Origin of the sequence: Hymenobacter sp., assembly GCF_035709525.1 — a bacterium.
In the GTDB taxonomy this organism is placed as follows: Bacteria; Bacteroidota; Bacteroidia; order Cytophagales; family Hymenobacteraceae; genus Hymenobacter.
Window position 1 is genome coordinate 21,336 of sequence record NZ_DASTEP010000173.1, and the last position, 19,217, is coordinate 40,552.

Genomic DNA, 19,217 nt, shown 5'->3' on the forward strand with positions numbered 1-19,217 from the left:
CTTCGACTGCGCAGCGCTCAGCATGACACTACCATCCACTCATCCACTCATCCACTCATCCACTCATCCATTCATCCACTACTTCACCATCCCCAGCAAGTCGGCCAGGCGCTGCTTGAGCTCGCGGCGGTCCACGATGAAATCCAAAAAGCCGTGCTCGAGCACAAATTCGGCGCTCTGGAAGCCTTTGGGCAGGTCTTTGCCGATGGTTTCCTTGATGACGCGGGGGCCCGCGAAGCCGATGAGCGCGCCGGGCTCCGAGATATTGAAATCGCCGAGCATGGCGAAGCTGGCCGTAACGCCGCCCGTGGTGGGGTCGGTGAGCAAGCTCACGTAGGGCACGCCGGCCTCAGCGAGTAGCGCCAGCTTGGCCGAGGTTTTGGCCATCTGCATCAGCGAGTAGCCGGCCTCCATCATGCGGGCCCCGCCCGACTTGGAAATCATGAGAAAGGGCACCTTGTGCTGGCGGGCGTAGTCGATGGCGCGAGCTATTTTTTCGCCCACCACCGAGCCCATCGAGCCGCCGATGAAGCGGAAATCCATGGCCGCCACTACCAGCGGCCGGCCGGCGCTGAGGCCGTGGGCCGTGCGCACGGCGTCTTTGAGGCCGGTGCTGCGCTCGGTGGCCTGCACGCGCTGCGGGTAGGCCTTGGTATCCACGAAGTTGAGCGGGTCGGCCGAGGTCAGGTTGGCGTCGAGCTCCTCAAACTGACTCTCGTCGAAAAGCAGCTCGAAATACGTGAGGGCGTCGATGCGGTCGTGGTAGCCGCAGTTGCCGCACACGTGGCTGAGGCGGCGGTGCTCGGCCATGGTTACCACCGTTTTACACTCGGGGCACTTGTACCATAGCCCGTCGGGAGTCTCCTTTTTTTGCTCGGTAGGAGTGATAATGCCCTTTTCTTGTCGCTTAAACCAAGCCATAATTGAAGTGAGAACGCTGTGGGCCGGCAGCCGGGGCTAGCTAAAGCACGGGCCGCAGGGGCGGGGTACAGATGTAGTTATAGGTAAAAAACAGCCGGCTACCAAGCCGGCCGGCCTCGAAAATCAGGTAGGACTCCGGCTTGAAGCAATAAGACGAAAGGGGCAAAATGCCGCCCTGGCTCAGCTTTTGGGCAGAAGGGTGGGCAAAGGTACGGCGGCAAAAATTGCGGTAACTTGGCGGGCAAAACCCAATTTCCTTCCGTTTTTATGTTTTCTGCAAAATCTACGGCCCGACGCGCCTACCCGCTCACGCTGGCCCTGGTAGCGGCGGCCGGCCTCAGCCTCAGCAGCTGCGTTACGGCCAAGCGCTACGACGACCTGCAAGCCCGCCAGCGCAACGAAGAGCAGGCCCGCCTCGCCGCCGAGCAGCAAGCCCGCCAGGCCAAGGCCGACCTGCAAAAAACCAACGACGTACTCACCGAGCTGCGCGCCGACCAGAAGCGCCTCATCGCCGACTCGACCCAGACCGGCAGCGCCCTGCGCCGCACCCGCGCCCTCTACACCCAGCTCACCGAAAGCTACGATAAGCTGCTCAAGAACAGCGACCGCGCCCTCGCCGACCGCAACAGCGAGTACGGCAAGCTGGCCAAAGACCTCGCTACCCGCGAAGGCGAGCTCGGCACCCTCGACCAGACGCTGCGCAAAAGCAAGGCCGACAACGACCGCCTCGCCGCCGACCTCACCGCCCGCGAAGCCCGCCTCAAAGAGCTGACCCAGGCCCTGGCCGACAAAGACCGCGCCGTGAACGACCTGAAGGCCCGCGTGAGCAAGGCGCTACTGTCCTTCAACAGCAACGAGCTGCAAGTGAAGCTCAAAGACGGCAAGGTGTACGTGTCGTTGTCCGAGCAGCTACTCTTCAAGTCGGGCTCGACTAAAGTCGACCCCAAGGGCCAGGAGGCCCTGAAAAAGCTCGCCGCCGTGCTGCAAGAGCAGAAAGACGTGAACGTGGTAGTAGAAGGCCACACCGACACCGTGCCCATGCGCGGCTCGGGTGCCATTCAGGACAACTGGGATTTGAGCGCGCTGCGCGCCACCGAAATCGCGCGCCTGCTGGCCACCAGCGGCGTCACGCCGGCCCGCATCACGGCCTCGGGCCGCTCGCAGTATGTGCCCGTAGCCGCCAACGACACGCCCCAAAACCGGGCCATGAACCGCCGCACCGAGATTATCCTCACGCCCAAGCTCGACGAGCTGTTTCAGATACTCGACAGCAGTAGCGGCGCGGCCGCGCCGGGTAAGTAACCTATTGTTTGCAAGCGCAGTAAGCAGCGAGTACCTTGGGCCACTTTCCCACTTCACTCCTGCTTACTGATGCAAACTGCTACTCCTTTTCGCTGGCTGGCGGCCTTGGTGCTGTGGCTGGGGCCGCTGCTGGCGGCGCACGCTACCCATGTGCTGGGCGGCGAGATTACCTACAAGCCCGTGGCCTCGACCACAGCGGGCGTGCCGCGCTACCGCGTGGCCGTGCAGCTATTTCGTGACGCTGCCGGCGCTATGCAAAACACGGTAGCCCTTACCTGTAGCCGTGGGAGCTGCAACGCCTCGGCCCCTGGCAGCTTTACCGTTACGGTGCCCCGGCTAGCGGCAACCTCCACTTATTCGCTTGGCTGCACCAATTTTTTCCTCACCACCTATCAGGTTTTGCGGTTTGAAACCGACGTAGATTTACCAGCTGACCAATGGACGCTCAGTGTTACCGAAACGAACCGACAACCTAACATCGTTAACCTGACTAACTCCATTAATACAAGCTTTTACATCAGTACTTACCTAAATAATACGCTGATTGCGCAGAATACATCACCTACGTTTTTGTCGACGCTACTGCCGTATATTACTAATAGCCAAGCCCCACGCTATAGCTTCAGTGCATTCGACAGCGAGGGCGACTCGCTTGCCTACCAGTTTATAATGCCCCAGCAAGGCCTTATGCCCACCGCTGGCTGTGGCGCGCCTGCCACTGGTGCGCAGCTGGTGCCCCACTTTCAGATAAGTGCCGCAACTGGTGCACTCACCACCCTAGCACCAGGCACCCAACAAGGATTTTATACAGTAGCTGTACGGGTAAATGAATTTCGGCGCCTAAATGGTAATTGGCAGCAGATTGGGTATGTCGCCCGTGATGTTATTTATCTGGCCAGCCCGCTTTCAGCCAACCAGACGCCGCGCTTCACGGCCCTGCGCCTGAATGGCGCTACTACCACGCAGCCGCTCGGCCAAACCATCCGGGTGCAGCCGGGGCAGGCGGTGACGCTGGCCCTGGAGGCCGCCGACCCCGATGCGGGCCAGGCGCTGCGCTTCGAGAGCCAGGCGCCCGGCATCATCCCCGGCCTGAGCTTGCAAACCACCGGCGCGACCTCGGCGCAGCTGACCTGGCAGGTGCCGGCCACGCTGCCGCCCGGCCGCTACACCGCCACCGTGGCCGTGCTCGACAACGGCTGCCCCAACGCCAGCGAGGAATACACCTTTTCGTTTTTGGTAAGCAACACGGTCCTGGCCACCCGCACCGCTGCCACGGCTACCGACGTATTCCCGGTACCCTTCCGCGAGCAGGTGCAGTTCACCACTGCGCCCAACCAGGCCGTCATTCTGGTCGATGCGCTGGGGCGCGAGGTGGCCCGCCTCACCAGCTCTGCTACTGGGCTGGTGCGCTGGCAGCCCGCTGCCGCGCTACCCGCCGGCCTCTACCTGGCCCGCGCAGCCGGCACTGGCCAGCCGTTGGCTCGCCTGCTACGCGCTGATTGAGTACGGTTTAGCTTAACTCAGGTGACTAGCCCGCCTAGCTTTACGCCAGGTGGGTTTTTTTCATCATTTTTTAATATAAGGCCTTTATTGCTTCCAATTAAACCTTATCATTGCATTTATATACAGTCATTTGCCTTTGAAAAACTTTTACCCTTTCCAACCCATGCACACCCCCACCTCATTTCGCTGGCTGCTGGCGCTGCTGCTGGCTTTTGGCTGTTTCTCGGCCGCGCGGGCTACCCACATTCGGGGCGGCGACATCACCTACGCTACTATCGCGTCGACTACGGCGGGCGTGCCGCGCTACCACGTGGTAGTGCGCAACTTCGTAGAGATTGGTAGTGCGGCCACCAGCTCTGCCGTCTCGCTAAATGCCAACCGGGGTGGATGCAATGCCTCGACGCCCATAAGCTTTCCTACGGTACCCCGCACTCAGCTCTTCAATAGCAGCCTACAGACGTGCGGCACCGTCAATCCGCTGTACCAGATAGCCGTTTATGAAATCGACATTGACCTGCCCCTACCCACCGGGCCGTGGGTATTGAGTTCTTTTTCGGGTGCCCGGACGGGTACCATCATGAACCTGCAAAATCCCCTCTCGCAGAACATCTACCTGACTGCCTACCTCGATAACAGCGTAGTAACCCAAGATATATCGCCGGTTTTTCAGTCGCTGCTTCAGCCCATCGTGGGCACCAGCGCACCCATGCCTTTTAGCATGAGCGCCTTCGACGCCGATGGTGACTCGCTGGCCTACGAGCTGATACAACCCGCGAACGCGTGCAACCAGCCTATTCCTTACAACCCAAGCAACTTTGCCCCACACTACACCATCAGCGCTGCCACTGGCGCGCTGACCGCCACGGCGGCGGCCAGCACCAGCGCGCAGGGCTACTACGTTATTGCGGCCAAGGTGAGCGCGTACCGCAAAATGGGTAACAACCGCTGGCTGCTCGTTGGCTACGTTATCCGCGATACGATGTACCTGCTGTTTCCGAATACCAACCAGCCGCCCACCTTCACGACTATGCAAGTGAATGGCGGGGCCGCGCAGCCGCTCAGCACCACCGTGACCGCGCTACCCGGCCAAACCGTGAACGTGCTGCTGCAAGCCACCGACCCCGACGCCACGCAGCAGTTGCGCTTTGCCAGCGCCGCTGCGGGCGTGGTGCCCGGCCTGAGCCTGGCCCAGGTGGGCACTACTGGCAGCGCGCAGCTGAGCTGGCAGGTGCCGGCTACGCTGCCACCCGGCCGCTACCCGCTCATCATCTCGGTATTCGATAATGGCTGCCCCTACAATGCCAGCGAGGAGCGCACTATTGTGTTCGTAGTCAATGGCAACCGCCCGCTGGCCACCCGCGCGGCGGCCACGGCTACCGACGTGTACCCCGTGCCCTTCCGCGAGCAGGTGCAGTTTACGACTGCGCCCAATCAGGCCGTTATCTTGGTCGATGCGCTGGGGCGCGAGGTGGCCCGCCTCACCAGCTCTGCTACTGGGCTGGTGCGCTGGCAGCCCACTGCCGCGCTGCCCGCTGGGCTTTACCTCGCTCGTTCGGCAGCCAGCGGCCAGCCCCTGGCACGCCTGCTCCGCGCCGAGTAGGCTGCGTAAAACCAACAAAAAGCCCGTTCCATTTGCGTGGAACGGGCTTTTTGCGTTGTACTAAGCTAGGACGTTTTTGTACTAGCTTAGGGCGAATACCTTTAAAGCGTCACGGACAGGCGCGTGAAGTAATACGCGCCGTTGAAGCCGAATTGGTTGGCATTGTAGAGAAAGCGGCCCCGGTTGGAGTTATCCACGCTGGAGCTGTAGCTGGTAGCGCCGACGCTGAAATTGTTGGGGTCGTTGCGCGGGTCTACTATCACCTTGTCGGGGTACACGTTGAAGAGGTTATTCACGCCCACCGTGAGGCCGACTTGCTTGATAAGCTGGTAGCTCACGGTAAGGTCGGTAATCCACTTGGCCGAGAAGGTCTGGTCGAGGTAGGCGCGCGCCGGGTCCTGGTCTTTGGTTTGCACCTCGCCAAAGCGCACGCTACGGGCCTCTACCCCAAACTTGCCCAGCGCGTAGTTGGCCGTGAGCAGGATTTTGCTGCGCGGGTTGCCGTTTTCGAGGCGGGTGCGCTGCTGGCGGTTGAAGAGCGTGTTCTGGAGGTTGGTGGTGCCGGCGGTCTGGTCGTTGTTGATGGTGCTCGACGAGCTGTTGAAGCTGCGCACCACCGTTTCGTTGAAGTTGGCCGCCGCCGTGAAGCCCAGCGTGCTGCGCTCATTGAGGCGCAGGCGCTCGCTCAAGACCACGTCGAGGCCGCGGGTGCGGGTGTTTACGGCATTGGCGAAGAACTGCACACCCGTCACGTCGGTGTTGCGCAGGATGTTGGCCACGGTGGGGTTGCTGGTCGAAAACTGCGACGACAGCACGATGCGGTCGCGGATGTCGAGCTGGTACACGTCGGCCGTGAAGGTGAACGTGCGCAGGAAACGCGCCGTGACGCCGAGGCTGTAGTTGGTCGATTTTTCCTGCTTCAGCGACTCTACCCCGAAGCCCGGCTGGGTCGTGTTGTTCACGTCGTTGCGCACGATGGGGTTGTCGTTGTTGGCGGTGAGCACCTGGCGCGGGTTGCCGCTCACAAACTGCGTGGCCGTGCTCGTGAAGTAGCGCTGCTGCAGCGAGGGCGCCCGAAAGCCGTTGCCGATGGTGCCGCGCACCGCAATGGCATCGGTGAGGCTGAAGCGGGCGCTGGCCTGCCCGCTCACGTTGCCGCCAAAGTCGCTGTAGCGCTCGGCGCGGCCGGCTAGGTGCACCAGCAGCCGCTCGGTAATGTCGCTTTCCAAATCGAGGTAGCCGGCCAGGTTGGTGCGGGTTTTGTTGAGCGCATCCTGCGGCTGGTAGCCGGGAAACACTTGCGAGCCCGAGGCCGTGGGCGCGCCGTTCAGCAGCCGCCCGCCATTGATGTACGAGGCGTATTCGCCCCGCCCAATCAGGAAATTATCGACCCGAAACTCGCCCCCAAACGCCACGTTGAGCGTGGCCAACGGCCCTACCTGCTCGAAGCGCCGCGTGAAGCCTAGGTTGGTCGTGTTTTGCAAAAAAGCCAGCCGGCCGGCGTAGAAGTCGGTCGGGTTCACGCCCACCAGATTTGGCCCTTGCGGCAGCGAGGCGTTTACCGAGCCGCTCACGTTGTACACCATCTCGTTGCGGCCGAAGGTGTTGCTGAGGTCGGCCGCGAAGCCGCCCACCGTTTTGCGCACGCCCACGATGGCCGACTGGTCGTAGAGCGTAACGTCGATAAACGGCAAATAGCCGTTAGGATAAATGTTGAGGTCGATTTGGGTGAGCGCGGTAGGCAGGCGGTTGAAGCCCGCCGCGTGGCTGGTGCGGTAGGCCGCGTTGCCCATCAAATACACCTCGTAGCCGCTACCCAGGCGGTAGCCCGCGTTCAGGAAGCCCGAAAAATTGCGCAGCGCCGACTGCCCCACTCGGATGTTGCGGCGGTCGTAGCCGCGCTGGGCCACCAGGGCATCGTCCTGGGCCTTGAGGTCGCGGCGCGCCTGCTCGGTGTTGGCCGAGGCCGGGTAGTTGCCGCTGGCATCGCCGGAGTAGATGAGCGGCGCGGTGTCGGCAAACGCCCGGTTGGTGTAGCCACGATTCAGCAATTGGCCGCCAATGTCGAGGAAACCGCGCTTGTTCAAGCCGATGCCGATGTTGACGTCAACCTGTTCGGTTTTGCCGTCGCTTTCTATAGTTTGGCCGTAGAGGCCGGTGGCCTGCACGCCGGTGGTGTCGTCTTTGAGCTGAATATTGATGACGCCCGCGATGGCATCGGAGCCGTAGAGTGCCGCCGCACCGTCGCGCAGCACCTCGATGCGCTTGATGGCGGCCGTGGGAATCACGTTGAGGTCGGTGCCCACCGAGCCGCGCCCCACCGTGCCGTTGATGTTCACGAGGGCCTGCTGGTAGCGGCGCTTGCCGTTCACGAGCACCAGCACCTGGTCGGGGCCGAGGCCGCGCAGCGTAGCCGGGTCGGCGGCGTCGGTGCCGTCCGAGATAGTCTGGCGGGCCGACTGAAACGACGGGGCCACGTAATTGAGCACCTGGCTGACGTCGGTTTGGGCGAAGGCCTTGATTTCGCGGGCCGAAATAACGTCGACCGGCGAGGCCGTGAGCACGTTGGAACGGCCGATGGCGGCCCGCGAGCCGGTCACGACCACGTCGCCAAGGTCGGTGGCCGAGGCGACCAGGCGCACCTCCACAGTGGGGCGGCCCTGCACCGGCACCTGCTGGGTGGCAAAGCCCAGCGCCGACACCGTGAGCGTGGCCTGCGGCGACACCGAGAGCGAGTAATCGCCGTTGGCCCCGGTGGCGGTGCCGTTGGTGGTGCCGCGCTCGAGCACGGTAGCGCCCGGCTGGGCCTCGCCGCTGGCGCTGAGTACCCGGCCAGTGACGGTGATGTTTTGGGCGTGGGCCGCCAGCGCGGCCACGACTAGGGCGGGCGTAAGTAGGCTTCGTTGCATAATGAGCTACCTGAATAAGTGGTTGAAAACGGGGGATAGTACGTTGTACGTCACGGCTTTGCAAAAGCCGACGTATCAGCCACCGGCCTAAGCTGGCGTGTGGCGCTACCCGCAAAAGATGAGAGAATTAAAAAAGCGTCGCCGCAGCGATTAGCTGAAAACCTACGCGCGACAACACGCCCCGCCTGCCGGGCGGCAACAACACAAACAGCAGGCTAGGGGCAGACGCATAAGCAGCAAAAGCGCTTGGGTAACTATGGCGCTTGAAACTGAGATGCCCGAATTTTGTTCGTTGCTCGCAATAGTAAGACCGAGTTTAACTCCTGTACTTACTACTCTATATCAGCACCTTATCTCACAAATAATTATTTCCACCACTGCGAATTCAGCGCCCCTTGCGCCACCTCCACGCGCTGCCCTGGCGCGGGCAGCAGTAGCGGCACGGTGGGCGCGGCGGCTTCCAGCAGCCGCTCTACCGGCTGCCGCCAGGCGTGCAAAGCCAGGTTGAAGGTGCCCCAGTGCAGGGGCAGCAGCGGCCCGCCGCCCAGCAACTGGTGCGCCCGCAGCGCCTCGTCGGGGCCGAGGTGGATGTCGGCCCACTCGGCATCGGCCGCGCCGATTTCGAGCATCAGGAGGTCGAAGGGACCGAACCGCTCGCCTATCTGCCGGAAGGCTTCGTCGAACGGCCCCGAGTCGCCGCCGAAAAACACGCGGTGCCGCGGCCCTTGCAGCACCCAGGAGGCCCACAGCGTGCCATCGCGGCTGAGGCCGCGGCCCGAAAAATGCCGGGCTGGTGTGGCCGTGAGCTTAAAATCGGGGGCTACGGCTACTTCGTCCCACCACGTCAGCTCCGAGATTTTGGCGGCGGGCACGCCCCAGCGGCGCAGGTGCGCGCCCACGCCCCGCGGGCAGTAGAAGCGGGCGGTGCGCCCGGCCAGCGCCCGCACGGCGGCCGGGTCGAGATGGTCGTAGTGGTCGTGCGAGAGGATGATGCCATCGAGCGGCGGCACGTCGGCCAGCGCCAGCGGCGGGGCAAAAAACCGCTTGGGCCCCACTAGCGGCGTGGGCGACACGCGCTGGCACCACACCGGGTCGGTGAGGAAGCGGCGGCCATCGACCTCCAGCAGCACGGTGCTGTGGCCCAGCCAGGTGGCGCGCAGCGCGGCGGCCGGCACGGGCGCGGCCAGCGCCGCCGCATCGGCCCGAAACGGGCCGAGCGGGCGGCGGGGCGCACGCTCGCCCTTCTCGAAGAGGTAGCGCCGTAGCAGGGCCGCGTAGCCCGAGGACGGGTCTACGCGGGTGGGCAACACATTGCGGTATTTGCGGCCGTCGTGGCCGGGCTGAAGCAGCATGGGAGTTGGTGTAAAGCGTCTGTTGTTGCGAGCGCAACGCAGCAATTACCCCCGTTTGGGCTACTCGCCGGGCACCGCGTGGGGCGATTGCTGCGCTACGCTCGCAACAACAGACGTTTTTATCTCCTCATTACTTTACCCCGTTAGCCAGCCAGCAAGCCTGGCCCGAATATCCGACGGTTTGCCCCAGCCAGCAGCCGCACTGGCGCGGCCAGCAGGTAGTTTTTACCAGCGTAATCGCCGAAAACAGCAGTGCAGCCGGCTTGCCCCACCGCCGCGAGCGAGGGCTAAGCCCACCGCCATGAACGACGAAGGAGGCCGGGCCGGCCGGCTGGCTTTTCGGCGAGCGATGTCGTTGCGGGCGGGCGTTAGCGCAGTTGCTGCTGCACCACGGGCAGGGCACGCTGGGCCCACTGCCGCATCTGGGCGGGCGTATAGTGCAGGCCATCAGCTACTACCTGGCTGGCATCGCCGGCGGCGGCGCGCGTAAGCGGCGTGATATCGACGAAGGCCACCCCGGCGCGCTGGCATTCTTCGTGGGCGGCTTGGTTGAACTGGTTTATTTCCTGGGCTATTTGGGCTTGGTCGTGGGCGGCGGCAAAGGGCGTCTGCCCCCAGTCGGGGATGGAAAGCACTACCACGTGGCGCGGCTGCCCGCCGGCAAAGGCTACGGCCGTGGCCAGCAGCGCCCGAAACTCCTGTTGGTACTGCGCCAGCGACTGGCGGCGGTACTGGTTGTTGACCCCAATCAGCAGCGACACCAGCCCGTAAGGTTGGTGCAGGTTGGCTTCCCGAATGGCCTCTTGCAGCTCGGCCGTGGTCCAGCCGGTGCGGGCGATGATGGTGGGCTGGCCCAGCGGCAAGCCCTGCGCCTGGGCCAGCGCGGCCAGCTGCACCGGCCAGCGGCCGGCCTCCGGCGCGCCTTCGCCGATGGTGTACGAGTCGCCGAGCGCGAGGTAGGAGATGGTGGCCGCGGGCGGGGTCGTCGTTGTCATGGGCACGTGGGTGGCGCAGCCGGTCAGCAGGCCAAGAAGAAAAATCAAAACTAAACGCATAAGCAAGGAGAAGCGACCCGCTGGCAGGCGCAAGGCAGTGGCCAACTGCCTGCGCCTGCCAGCGGGCCCGGCTAGGCGGCCGTGGCTACGGCCGCGGGCTGGGCCCGCTGGCGCAGCAACTGCCAGGTTTGGCGCAGGCCCGCCTCGCGGCGGTACAGCTGCCAGATGCCGCCCACCAGCACCACGGCAAACAGGCAGGCCACTACCTCGGGCCAGAACAGCACAGTAGTGTGCACCTTATCGGGGGGCAGCTGGAAGGAAAAGGCCGCTTCGAGATTCAGGAAATACGCCGCCGAAAACAGGCAAAACAATACGTAGCGCTGCCGCAAGATGGCGTAGCTACCCAGCAAGATGAGGGCGGGGTGCCAGTAGCGCTCGTGCATCTGGGTATTGAAAAAGCAGAACACCACCGGTATCAGCCCCAGGCTGAGCAGCACCAGCGCGTAGTCGTCGGGGCCGAAGGTGGCGCGGGTGCGCAGCTTGTGCAGGGTGCGCAGCCCCAGCGGCAGCAGCACCACCGCCGAGGCCAGCATAAAGCTCAGCAGGCCCCACTGCTTGTAGGTGAGGCCGGCCCACACCGTGGTGTCGGGCACGCCGTAGGGGTGCAGCAGCAGCGCCCACATATTAAAGCAGTTCATGCTGGCGATGGGGAAGTAGCCCACGGCCCCGTACACGAGGTTTACTATCGTGCGCACGTTGCCCGCCACAATGTAGGGCAGCAAAATGAGCAGCTGCACCGCCGCCGCCAGCAGCACGCCCTGCACCAGCCGGCGCGGGGCCAGCCACCACTGCGGCACCCACAGCAGCAGCAGGGGCGGCAGGAAAATGATGCCCTGGGTTTTCATGTTCACGGTGAGCACAAACAGCACCAGGCTGCTGAGCACCCGCCGCCGCAGCGCCTGCACAATGGCCGCGAAAGCCAGCGTGGCCAAAATGGCATCGACCTGCTCCCAGGCCATGGTATCGTACATGTAGCCGATGTTGAGCAAAAACAGCAGCGACAGCAAAAAGCGCTGGTTGCTATCGCCCCAGCCAAAAAACCGCACCGCCCAGATGGCCCCCCAGAAGTCGAACACCAGCGTCACTATCTTCAGCAAATGCCGGTAGCGGTAAATGTGGTCGGCCCCGTGAAACAGCCGCCCAAAGCCAAACAACACGTACTGGTACAGCGGGTTGTAGTTGTTGGTATCGACCTCGTAGCCGCTGGTGAGGCCGTAGGCATCCATGTGGGTGGCCCAGGCCACCCAGCAGGCCACGTCGGTGAGGTGGCCGGCCTTGGGCGTCAGCAGTATCAGCAGCGTGAAGAGCAGCAGGTACAGCAGCCAGTGCGACCGCGAGGGGTAGGCAGACGAGGAGTGGTCGGGTAGCATGGAGGGAAACGGGATGCTTTTAACCATCAAAGGTAACGCCTCGCCCTGCCAGGCATTGCCCGGGCTACTCGTTGGGCTTCGGCACCAGGCAATACGAAGGGCGGGCACCAAGCACGAACTACTAAGTTCGCGCCCGGCACCCGCCCTACTGGCTTATCGGCCGCAATGCCAGCCCTACCCTATCGCTTGCGCCAGGTCGGCTATCAAATCCTCGGCATCCTCAATGCCCACGCTGAGGCGAATGAGCGAGTCGCTGAGGCCGGCCTTGCGGCGCTGCTCGGCCGGGATGCTGGCGTGCGTCATGGTGGCGGGGTGGCCGCTGAGGCTTTCCACGCCGCCCAGGCTTTCGGCCAGGGTGAAGAGCTGAAATTTCTCCAGCACCGCGATGGCATCTTCCTGCTTATCGCCTTTCAGCACAAAGGAAATCATGCCCCCGAAGTCGCGCATCTGGCGGGCGGCCACGGCGTGGTTGGGGTGGGTTTCGAAGCCCGGCCAGTACACTTTTTCCACCTTGGGGTGCTGGCGCAGGTACTCGGCCACGGCGCGGCCGTTTTCGCAGTGGCGCTGCATACGCAGGTGCAGGGTTTTGAGGCCGCGCAGCACCAGAAAGCAGTCTTGCGGGCCGGGCGTGCCGCCGCACGAGTTTTGGTAAAAGCTAAGGTCTTTGAGCAGCTGGTCGTCGTTGAAGACCAGCGCGCCCATCACCACGTCGGAGTGCCCGCCCATGTACTTGGTGAGCGAGTACACCACAATGTCGGCCCCCAGCGCCAGCGGCTCTTGCAGGTAGGGCGTCGAGAAGGTGTTATCGACGGCCAGCAGCGCGCCGGCCGCCTTGGCAATGGCCGCCACGCCCGCCACGTCGATGATGTTGAGCAGCGGGTTGGTGGGCGTTTCGACCCAGATGAGCTTGGTTTGGGACGATACTTTCGCCTGCACGGCGCGCAGGTCGCCCATCGGCACGAAGGTGAATTTGATGCCCAGCGGCTCGTACACCTTGGTCATGATGCGGTAGCTGCCGCCGTAGAGGTCGTCGGTCGAGATGACTTCGTCGCCGGGCTTCAGCAGCCGCAGCACGCAGTCGATGGCCGCCATGCCCGAGGCGAAGGCCAGGCCGTGCCGGCCATTGTCGAGGGCGGCGAGGGCGTCTTGCAGTTGGGTGCGGGTGGGGTTGTGGGTGCGCGAGTACTCGTAGCCCTTATTATCGCCCGGCGAGCGCTGGGCGTAGGTCGAGGTCTGGTAGATGGGCGTCATAACGGCCCCGGTGGTGGGGTCGGGGTGTACGCCGGCGTGGATGGCTTTGGTGGCGAATTTCATACTCAAAGGTACCGGCTGGCGGCGGGGCGCGGGCGCTACTACATAAGCTGGGCCGCTATAAACCCCTACTGGTCAGCCGTAAAATCAAAAACCCCGCAGCCAGCGCGGCTACGGGGTTTTTGGTTGAAGCGTGGGGCGGCTATTCGACCACGAGCTTCTTCACAATGGTGCCCTGCGCGGTGGCCCAGGCGCAGCGAGCACACGCCAGGGGCCAGCGGCAGCGCGTGGGCGGCCCCGCCGGCTGACTGAAAAAGAACGGGCGCGGCCGCCGTGCCCGACACCGTGAGGGGCGGCGTTTACTCGCTGAAGGTCTGGCCGTTGGCCACCCGAAAGGTAGTCGGCCCGCCCACGCCCGCCAGGTTCAGCAGCAAAAAGGCCTCCGCGAAGTAGGTGCCCGCATCGGGCAGGGTCTGGTTGATGGTATACGTGCCGCTGAGCGGGATTAGCGGCCGGTTCACGCCTTGAAATTATCCAGCCCGGTATCCGACATGCCCGCGTCGGATATTCTATAAATCATAGGTAATATCTGCGCGTTTGCGGTATTTTGCCCCACCGGGCACCACCCAAAATTCAGCGCAGACGCACCCCAGTAATCCTACTCAGTTCGCGGCCAGCCCACGGCACCATAGCTTTTCCACGCGCGTTTTCCGGCTTCGCTTTCAGCGCCGGCCCCGGCACGCGGGTTTTCTCACCAGCCCGCAGTAGCTTATTTAAAATCGGGCAAAAAAGCGTTATTGAACAGCTTGTTGCGATTGCGGCCGCTGATGTCGCAGGTCCAGATTTCGGGCGGGGCGATGTCGTCGTTGTCGCGGTTGACAAAGATGATTTGGAAGCCCGTGGGTGAGTAGCGGGGCGTCAGGTCGTTGGTGCCGGCGATTTTGCTGCCCGCGCCGGTAGCGCCCGCGCCCAGCGTGATGTCGACCGCCGTGGTGCTGGTAATGGCCTGGGTAAACAAGTGGCTGTCGAGCTGCCGGCCGGTGGCACTATTAAAACCCGCTACGTCGTGGGTAAACAGCACGGTGCTGCCATCCACGCTAAAGCTGGGCGAATCGACGCGGCCGGGCAGGTTGCCCACCAGCAGCACGGGGTTCGAGCCATCGACATTGTAGAGGTAGATTTCGGAGTCGTAGGGGGCCACGCCCATCGTTTGCACCACCAGGCGGCCGCCCTGCTGCACCGTCCAGTCGCACTCGCGAAAGTGGCGGCCCGCCGGGGCAGTGGCCAGCAGCAGCAGCCCCGTGCCGTCGCGGTTGATGCGGTAAAGCTGGTCGTAGTGGGCATAAATGAGCTGCGCCCCGTCGGGCGACCAGCGGTAGCCCACGCCCGCGTTGTTGTAGCCCTCGGCCGAGAGCGTGGTGATGCGCCGCTGGTTTGAGCCGTCGCGGTTCATGGTGTACAGCTGAAACTGCCCGGTGGCGTTGGAGGCGTAGGCCACCAGGTCGCGGTTGGGGCTCAGCTGCGGGGCCGTTTCGACGGTGGTCGAGCTGGTGAGGCGCAGCAGGCTGCCCCCCGCCGCATCCGACGAGTAGATGTCGGTGTTGCCGGCCACGGTGCGGGCGTAGAGGTATCGGTTGTCGGGCAGCGCCACGGTCTGGAAGCTCCACACGGGCCCGCGGGTGGCGGCCCCGCTCAGGTTGCGGGTCGTCACCTGCCAGTAGTAAGTGGTGTTGTAGAGCAGCCCGGTGGCCGTCACGGTCGTGTCCTTGCGGTTGGTGAGCAGCTGCCGCTGGTTGAGGTTGTTGCTTTCATACAACACCACATCGTAGCGCAGCGAGTCGTCCTTGGTCGCGTTCACCGGGCGCCAGCCCAGGGTCAGTGTCACGGGCTGGTTAATGCTCCCGTTGGCGGGCGTGGGCCGGTCGGCGGCGCTGGGCGGGGTGGCGTTGGTGGCGCGCGTCAGCAGCAGCACTATCGATTGGGTTTGGTCGCGAGTCACGGTCACGCTGCTCACCAGTTGGTCGTAGCCGTTCCGCCGGGCCACGATGCTCACCGTGCCCTCGGGCACGGCCGTGAGCACGGCTTTGCCCTGGGCATCGGTAGCGTAGGAGCCGGTGGCGGGGGTAGTGCTGAGGGCCGTGTTGGCGAGCGGCTGGCTGGTGCGGGCATCGAGCACGGTCACGCTCACGCTGCCCACGTAGGCGGGCTCTACCAGCGTTTCTTCGCAGGCCGTCAGCACAAAGGCCCAGGCCACGAGCAGGAGTAGTAAAAATCTCATCAGCAGAATAAAAGGCGGAGGGTGAGATAAAGAAAAGCGACTATAAAAGCCGCCGCTAGCGGAGGCTACCGGCCTGGCTCACCGAGTCTTGGGCCACGGTGCGGCCCTCGGCGTCGAAAATGGTGAGCCGGGCCTGGTAGCTGTCGGTGGGGGCTACTTGCAGGCGCACCGTCGAGAGGGTGGCTGCCTGCCGCGCGGGCAGGGCAAACTCGCCGCTCTGGGTGTTTTGCGACTGCCCGCCGGCCCCGCGCCGCCGCACCAGCAGCTGGTAGCGGTAGCGGGCCGGCTCATCGAGCAGGCTCTGGCACTGGCCGGTTAATGTCAGCAGCTGGGCCTCCTGGCTGAGGCGCAGCCGGGCCTGGCAGGGCGGCGCGGCCTGGGGCCGGCCCAGTGCCCCCCACAGTGCCGCCAGCAATAGCAGGGCGTACATCATGCTTTTACTAGTATCCTAATAAACAATATCTTACAATTATCGAAGCCCCCTGCCCTACGGCACCGCCCGGCCCTGCTCGATGGTCATGCGGATGCCGGTGCCGCGCATTTCCACGCTGTAGCCCTGGGGCAATACCGTGCCCGCGCCCTCGCGCTGGGTCAGCTCGTTGTTGTTGCCCACTTGCTGCACGCTGTAGCGGCGGTCGATGCCTCCGGCCAGGGCGCTTTGCACGCGGTTGCCGTTGCCGTCCTGCACCACGTTCACGGGCAGGTTCGAGCCGCTCAGGTCGAGGTCGTAGCGGTTGCCGTTGCCGCGCTGGGTGGCGCTCACCGCATTGTTGTTGCCGCTCAGGCGCAGGGTAGCCGCGTTGGCGTTGCCCTGCTGGGTCAGCAGGGTAGCGTTGGCATTGCCCTGCACCACTACCTCGGCCTGGTTGGTATCGCCGGCCTGCATAATGTCGGCCAGGTTGCCGTTGCCGTTTTGCAGCAGCAGCACGCGGTTGTCGACGCCCACGGGCAGCGGCCGGTCGGGGCGCAGGTTTTCGGGCAGGTCGCGCACGTAGAGTTCGGTACCCGAGGCGGTTTGGGCCACGGGCACCGCATTGGCCGAGGTCTGGGCCCGGGCGGCGGCCAGTGGCAGCAGGCCGGCCAGGCAGCCCGCTCCTATAAGTAATAGCTTCATAGCCAGGCGGAAGAAAGATAAAATGAGTAAGTAGCCACAACACTTATGCCGGGCCTCCCCGGCTCGCATCGGCAAGCAGGAGGCCCGGCAAAGTAGGTGCATCAGGCAGCCGCTCGTGCATAAGCGGCCGTCGCGGCGAGTAGGCTTAGTGGTCCTGGCTTACGATGGCCCGGTTGTTTTGCCCATTCTGAATGGTCTGGCTCCACTGGCCGTTCGAGCCGTTGGTGCCTACCGAGGCACCACCGCCCTGCATCGTGATGGCGTAGTTACCGTTGTCGTTGTTGCTGGCGGGCTGGCCACCCCCATTGAGCGTATTGATGCTGCTCGTCTGGCGCTGGTGCGCAAAGTTGTAGCTGCTTTCCTGCGTTACGTAGCCGTAGTTCTGGCTGCCAGTCTGCTCCTGCACCGCGTAGTTTTCGGTTTGCTGAGCGCCGTTGCGGCCTTGCAGCGTCATGGCCACGTTGAGCGAGCCGGCCTGCACCTGGTCAACATAGTTGGCCTGGCCATACTGGGCCGCGTAGGCATCGTTGCGGCCCGTGACGCCTGCGGTCGTGTTGGTGCCGGCACCGTTCGACTGCGTCTGGTAGGCGTCGTTGCCGAGCACCGTACCTTGGTTGCTTACTTGCACGAGGTCAGCCGTTTGCTGGTCGCCCGTCTGAACTACCGTACCAAAGTTGCCACCACCCACTTGCGACACGAAGGACTCGTTGTCCTGCGCTGCCGTGCGGGCAGTTGCGCTAATCTGGCCGTTGCTGTACAGCGAGCGCACAGCGGGGGTGCTACGACCTTGTCCGGTGGGGCGAGTGTTAGGCGAAGTTTGTGCGGAGGCGGCGCCAGCGGTGAGCATGGCCGCAGCCACCAAAAGGAAGGACTTGTTGCACATAATAGTAGGGGAAGTTTGGGTGGGTAGTTTGGTGAATGAAAAACTTGCTCTCTCCGGAAGAACAAGTCAAATGTATTATTAAATATTTTATTTACAATATAAAATATTTATAAATTTATACACATTCATATTTAATCCGCTTCACCCGCTTTTAAAGTCCGTTATAAATTAGAAAATTCATACAAAATATTTACTTAGTTACCTATGCACGTTCAGGTTACTCACTTTGTTTCACCTTCAGCTGGCCCAGGTAGAAGGTCAGCCCCGCCCGGCCCGCCCAGTAGTAGTCGTTGTAGCGGCCCTGGCTCACCAGGTCGAGCCGGTCGCTGAGGTAGTAGTGGTTGTCGACGCCCAGGCTCAGCCCCAGGCGCGGGGCCACCAAAAACTCGGCCCCTACCCCGGCCACCACGTGCGGCAGCACCGCCGCGGGGGCCGACCAGCGCAGCGGCTCGCGCCCGGTGGCCCCGGCCCCCAGCAGCAGGTAGGGCGTGAAGCGGTCGAGGGGCATCAGCCGGTAGAGCAGGCCGGCCTCGGCATAGGTAAAGGTTTGGCTGAAGAAGCTGCCGCCCGGCCCGGCGGCCAGCTGCCCCCGCCCCAGGTTCAGAAACAGCGACACCGGGGCACTGACCTGCGCCCGCAACGTAAGCTCGGCCCCCGGCCGCCACACCGGGCCGGTGTAGTCGCCTTGGTACTGCTGCGCGGCCACAGTCAAACCCAGGCCAAAGCCCGTGCGGCGCGGCTGCACCTGCCGGCCCAGCACGTCGATGGTCAGGTTTTCGGCTTTTTCCTTCTGGTAGCTTTGGATGCCGGGGCCGTGCGCGTCGGCGGTGTCGCGCGGGCTCCAGAGCTTGTCGCCAAAGCCTTCGTAGATAAGGGCCTGCACCGACTTTTCAATGGCGTCTTTCACGGCCATCTCGCTGGGCTCATTATAAGTGAAGCCGGTTTCGGTTTCGAGCAGGCGCTTGAAGTTGACGAATCGAAACAGGCTGGCATCGACCTGCTGCGACAAAATGGTTTTCGACGTGTACACGGTCTTCAGAATCTTGCCCGTGCTAGTGCTGATGGCCCGCAGGTACACCGTCACGCGGTCTTGCCGGTACTGGCCCGAGGCCCCCGCCCCGAAGTAGCGCAGCCCCGCCCCGCCCGTGAGGATGTTGCTGTCGTAAGAAATGATGCCGCCTTCGAGGATAATGCCCGCAAATAGCAGCGGTGGCAGCGCGGGCTGCTTCTGGCCAGTTTGCTCGGTAAACTCCTGGCGCGTCGAACGGATTATCTTACGTTCGTTCAACAAGTTGCCCAGGTTTTCGCGCTCGATGGGCTCAAACCACTGCGACTCTTCGAGGGCGCGCAGCAGGATGGTAGTAGCGCCCTGCGTCACGGCCGTCGAAAAGCTGGCGCCGTTGGCCTGGGGCTTGTACTGGCCGGTCTGGTCGCGAAACTTGTAGACCGCCACCACCACTTTGCGCTTGGCAGGCGGCAGGCTGCGCCACAGCTCGTTGGCCTCCAGCTCGGCCCCGAGGCGGGCGGGCTGGGTAGCCAGCAGGTGCTGATGCAGGTAGGGAGTGCAGGCTCCGAGCAGCAACAGCGAGGCTGTGCCAGCCCGGAGAAGGCGGAAAAAAGGCATGGATAGAGCGGAATAGAAACACAGGGAGGGCCCCGCGCAGGGCCGCCAAGCGGCC

Annotated in this window: 15 protein-coding genes; 3 read left to right on the plus strand and 12 right to left on the minus strand. The window is 63.5% G+C overall.

Features of this window, described 5'->3' with window-relative positions:
• Positions 1–78: 78 nt before the first annotated feature.
• Positions 79–921, minus strand: coding sequence for an acetyl-CoA carboxylase, carboxyltransferase subunit beta (accD, locus tag VFO93_RS15710; RefSeq protein ID WP_325135316.1), 843 nt, complete (start codon positions 919–921; stop codon positions 79–81).
• Positions 922–1,188: 267 nt separating this feature from the next.
• On the opposite strand from accD, the gene VFO93_RS15715 reads away from it, so the two are divergent.
• The 3 genes from VFO93_RS15715 (at position 1,189) to VFO93_RS15725 (ending at position 5,326) form a co-directional block, all read left to right on the plus strand.
• Positions 1,189–2,223 carry an OmpA family protein gene (locus tag VFO93_RS15715; RefSeq protein ID WP_325135317.1) on the plus strand — a complete coding sequence of 345 codons (1,035 nt, stop codon included), beginning with the start codon at positions 1,189–1,191 and terminating at the stop codon, positions 2,221–2,223.
• Positions 2,224–2,292: 69 nt separating this feature from the next.
• Positions 2,293–3,726, plus strand: coding sequence for a hypothetical protein (locus VFO93_RS15720; RefSeq protein WP_325135318.1), 1,434 nt, complete (start codon positions 2,293–2,295; stop codon positions 3,724–3,726).
• 163 nt (positions 3,727–3,889) lie between these two features.
• Complete coding sequence (locus VFO93_RS15725; protein WP_325135319.1) at positions 3,890–5,326, plus strand: hypothetical protein; 1,437 nt, start codon at positions 3,890–3,892, stop codon at positions 5,324–5,326.
• A gap of 101 nt (positions 5,327–5,427) precedes the next feature.
• On the opposite strand, the gene VFO93_RS15730 is transcribed toward VFO93_RS15725, so the two are convergent.
• From VFO93_RS15730 to VFO93_RS15780, 11 genes are all read right to left on the minus strand, one after another.
• Positions 5,428–8,235 carry a TonB-dependent receptor gene (locus tag VFO93_RS15730; protein WP_325135320.1) on the minus strand — a complete coding sequence of 936 codons (2,808 nt, stop codon included), beginning with the start codon at positions 8,233–8,235 and terminating at the stop codon, positions 5,428–5,430.
• A gap of 365 nt (positions 8,236–8,600) precedes the next feature.
• A complete protein-coding gene (locus tag VFO93_RS15735) occupies positions 8,601–9,587 on the minus strand; it encodes an MBL fold metallo-hydrolase (RefSeq protein WP_325135321.1) in 987 nt (328 codons plus the stop codon).
• A 368-nt stretch (positions 9,588–9,955) separates the two neighbouring features.
• Positions 9,956–10,630, minus strand: a complete 675-nt coding sequence (locus VFO93_RS15740) for an SGNH/GDSL hydrolase family protein (protein WP_325135322.1) — start codon at positions 10,628–10,630, stop codon at positions 9,956–9,958.
• A gap of 83 nt (positions 10,631–10,713) precedes the next feature.
• Complete coding sequence (locus VFO93_RS15745) at positions 10,714–12,012, minus strand: hypothetical protein (protein WP_325135323.1); 1,299 nt, start codon at positions 12,010–12,012, stop codon at positions 10,714–10,716.
• Positions 12,013–12,186: 174 nt separating this feature from the next.
• Positions 12,187–13,326, minus strand: a complete 1,140-nt coding sequence (locus VFO93_RS15750) for a cystathionine gamma-synthase (RefSeq protein WP_325135324.1) — start codon at positions 13,324–13,326, stop codon at positions 12,187–12,189.
• A 296-nt stretch (positions 13,327–13,622) separates the two neighbouring features.
• Entirely contained in the window at positions 13,623–13,784 is a 162-nt protein-coding gene (locus VFO93_RS15755; protein WP_325135325.1) for a hypothetical protein, read from the minus strand.
• Positions 13,785–14,032: 248 nt separating this feature from the next.
• A complete protein-coding gene (locus VFO93_RS15760; RefSeq protein WP_325135326.1) occupies positions 14,033–15,541 on the minus strand; it encodes a carboxypeptidase-like regulatory domain-containing protein in 1,509 nt (502 codons plus the stop codon).
• Positions 15,542–15,596: 55 nt separating this feature from the next.
• On the minus strand, positions 15,597–15,974 hold the full coding sequence (gene csgH / locus VFO93_RS15765; RefSeq protein ID WP_325135327.1) for a curli-like amyloid fiber formation chaperone CsgH: 378 nt from the start codon (positions 15,972–15,974) through the stop codon (positions 15,597–15,599).
• A 54-nt stretch (positions 15,975–16,028) separates the two neighbouring features.
• Complete coding sequence (locus VFO93_RS15770) at positions 16,029–16,655, minus strand: hypothetical protein (protein WP_325135328.1); 627 nt, start codon at positions 16,653–16,655, stop codon at positions 16,029–16,031.
• A 145-nt stretch (positions 16,656–16,800) separates the two neighbouring features.
• Positions 16,801–17,424 (minus strand): hypothetical protein, encoded by a 624-nt coding sequence (locus VFO93_RS15775; RefSeq protein WP_325135330.1) that lies wholly within the window; start codon positions 17,422–17,424, stop codon positions 16,801–16,803.
• A 331-nt stretch (positions 17,425–17,755) separates the two neighbouring features.
• Entirely contained in the window at positions 17,756–19,162 is a 1,407-nt protein-coding gene (locus tag VFO93_RS15780) for a CsgG/HfaB family protein (RefSeq protein ID WP_325135331.1), read from the minus strand.
• Positions 19,163–19,217 lie beyond the last annotated feature (55 nt).

Coding starts and splice junctions, on each gene's coding strand:
- VFO93_RS15745 (WP_325135323.1), bottom strand. CDS start 12,012: ATGCTACCCGACCACTCCTCGTCTGCCTACCCCTCGCGGTCGCACTGG.
- csgH (WP_325135327.1), bottom strand. CDS start 15,974: ATGATGTACGCCCTGCTATTGCTGGCGGCACTGTGGGGGGCACTGGGC.
- VFO93_RS15720 (WP_325135318.1), top strand. CDS start 2,293: ATGCAAACTGCTACTCCTTTTCGCTGGCTGGCGGCCTTGGTGCTGTGG.
- VFO93_RS15780 (WP_325135331.1), bottom strand. CDS start 19,162: ATGCCTTTTTTCCGCCTTCTCCGGGCTGGCACAGCCTCGCTGTTGCTG.
- VFO93_RS15715 (WP_325135317.1), top strand. CDS start 1,189: ATGTTTTCTGCAAAATCTACGGCCCGACGCGCCTACCCGCTCACGCTG.
- VFO93_RS15730 (WP_325135320.1), bottom strand. CDS start 8,235: ATGCAACGAAGCCTACTTACGCCCGCCCTAGTCGTGGCCGCGCTGGCG.
- VFO93_RS15770 (WP_325135328.1), bottom strand. CDS start 16,655: ATGAAGCTATTACTTATAGGAGCGGGCTGCCTGGCCGGCCTGCTGCCA.
- accD (WP_325135316.1), bottom strand. CDS start 921: ATGGCTTGGTTTAAGCGACAAGAAAAGGGCATTATCACTCCTACCGAG.
- VFO93_RS15760 (WP_325135326.1), bottom strand. CDS start 15,541: ATGAGATTTTTACTACTCCTGCTCGTGGCCTGGGCCTTTGTGCTGACG.
- VFO93_RS15735 (WP_325135321.1), bottom strand. CDS start 9,587: ATGCTGCTTCAGCCCGGCCACGACGGCCGCAAATACCGCAATGTGTTG.
- VFO93_RS15750 (WP_325135324.1), bottom strand. CDS start 13,326: ATGAAATTCGCCACCAAAGCCATCCACGCCGGCGTACACCCCGACCCC.
- VFO93_RS15725 (WP_325135319.1), top strand. CDS start 3,890: ATGCACACCCCCACCTCATTTCGCTGGCTGCTGGCGCTGCTGCTGGCT.